Genomic DNA, 1,742 nt, shown 5'->3' on the forward strand with positions numbered 1-1,742 from the left:
CTGGCCGGCGGGCGAGGTGCTGGACTTCACCCCGCGCCTGGGCGGGATCTCCTTCCCCGACGAGCCGCTGCCCTTCCCCTACGAATACCGGGCGCGGGTGGTGGGCTGGAGCGTGGCGGGCCTCACGGTCAACGGGGCGACCCGCGACCCGCAGGCGGCCGATGACCGGGGTGTGGCCGGCTGCCGGGCCAGGGCGCAGCCGACGACGGTGCCGCAGCGGCTGGGCGGCTGCGCCTACGCCTACCTGGGCGGGCAGAGCCGCAGCGCGATCGCGAGCCCGGCGCCGCTGGCCGAGGCCGAGCTGGCGACGCAGGCCCACGCCTACTGGACGCAGCCGCCGGCGCCGCGCATGCGCAACGACGTGTACCTGTACACCCTCGACCCGCTGGAGTCGGTGGGAATCCGCGTCGAGGTCGAGGTCGAGGTCTGGATCGTCAACGCCTACCCCGGCAGCATCGGCGGGGTGCCGCTGCCAGAGATCCCGGTGGTGCCGCTGCCCGACCCGGCCCGCCAGCTGATCGCCCAGGACTTCACCGTGAACCTGCTCATCCCGCGCAGCGTGATCGCGCCGGGGAGCCGGTGAGAGATAGCCGATAGCCGATAGCCGATAGCCGATACAGTCCACCCCCGTGGCACACAAGTTAAGGAGACCCCCATGATCACACAAAAACAACGGACGCTCCCTCCCCGCGCGAGGGCGTACAGGCGGCGCGGCCAGGCCCTGATCGAGTTCATGATGGTGCTGCCCATCCTGCTGCTGCTGCTGCTCGGGCTGGTCGGGGTCGGCCAGGTGCTGCTGGCCAGCTACACCGTGAACCAGGCGGCGCGGGTGGGCGCGCACCAGGGGGCGCTGGCCGGCGGGGTGGCGCTGGCAGCGTCCAGCGCCGCCGAGGACGTGATCGACAGCGGGGTCGGCACCGATGCGACCAACGCCAGCATCGCCGTGAGCTGCGCGCGCACGCCGTGCCGGCGCTACGACCCGATCACCGTGCAGGTCTCCTACGCGGGCGAGCTGTGGGTGCCCGTGCCGGGGCTGATGGATCGCTTCAGCGTGCGGGCCGAGGCCACCCGCGCCGCAGAGAGGGACAGCCAGTAAGGGAACAGGGAACAGGGGACAGGGGACAGGGGACAGGGGACAGGGAACAGGGCATCGGTATACGTACAGCAAAGGATCAAGCGAATGAGCGCAGATCTTCGCAGCTCTCAATGTCGGCCTATCGGCTATCGGCTATCGGCTATCGGCTATCGCGTGCGCGCGCGGGGCCAGTCCGCCGTCTTCGTCGCCCTCGCCCTGCCCTTCCTGGTCGCCTTCACCCTGCTGGTGGCCGAGGTCGCCGAGCGCTGGCTGGAGGTGGCCATGGTCGAGGACGCGCTCCAGCAGGCCACCCGCTCGGCCGTGCAGTCCTTCGACTACGCGGGGCTGGCCCGGGGCGAGGGCGACATCGGCGTCAGCGCGCCCTGCGTCGGCGTCACCCTGGGCGGCGCAGGGGCCTGCCGGGGGGTGATAAAGATCGCCGACCGCTTCCTGCGCACCAACCTCACCGGCGTGCGCGGCCTCGGTGAGGACGCCGGCACGCTGGCCGCCCGCGTGCGCTGGACGGTGCTGCCCCAGGGCGGCACCTGCAGCTTCATCGTGGGCAGCTACACGACCGAGACCAGCCCGCTGCTCTGCGCCGAGGTGCGGCCGGTGATGACCGGCATCGTCGGCTGGGGCACCTACACGCCGTGGATCACCGCCGCCG

General features: G+C 71.9%; 2 protein-coding genes and 1 pseudogene. All 3 read left to right on the plus strand.

What is annotated here, in order from left to right:
* Positions 1-583: pseudogene (locus tag K2Z83_RS21600) on the plus strand (hypothetical protein); the annotation flags it as partial.
* Positions 584-655: 72 nt separating this feature from the next.
* The gene (locus K2Z83_RS21605) at positions 656-1,096 is read left to right on the plus strand and encodes a TadE/TadG family type IV pilus assembly protein (RefSeq protein WP_220597260.1); all 441 of its coding nucleotides are present in this window, start codon (positions 656-658) and stop codon (positions 1,094-1,096) included.
* An 84-nt stretch (positions 1,097-1,180) separates the two neighbouring features.
* Positions 1,181-1,742, plus strand: a 562-nt coding sequence (locus K2Z83_RS21610; protein WP_220597261.1) for a hypothetical protein, incomplete at its 3' end; no start/stop codon positions are given.

The sequence above is a fragment of the Oscillochloris sp. ZM17-4 genome (assembly GCF_019599295.1).
Taxonomy (GTDB): Bacteria; Chloroflexota; Chloroflexia; order Chloroflexales; family Chloroflexaceae; genus Oscillochloris.

Bases quoted from the DNA above. Each gene is read 5' to 3' on its own strand.
- K2Z83_RS21605 (WP_220597260.1), top strand. From the start codon at position 656: ATGATCACACAAAAACAACGGACGCTCCCTCCCCGCGCGAGGGCGTAC.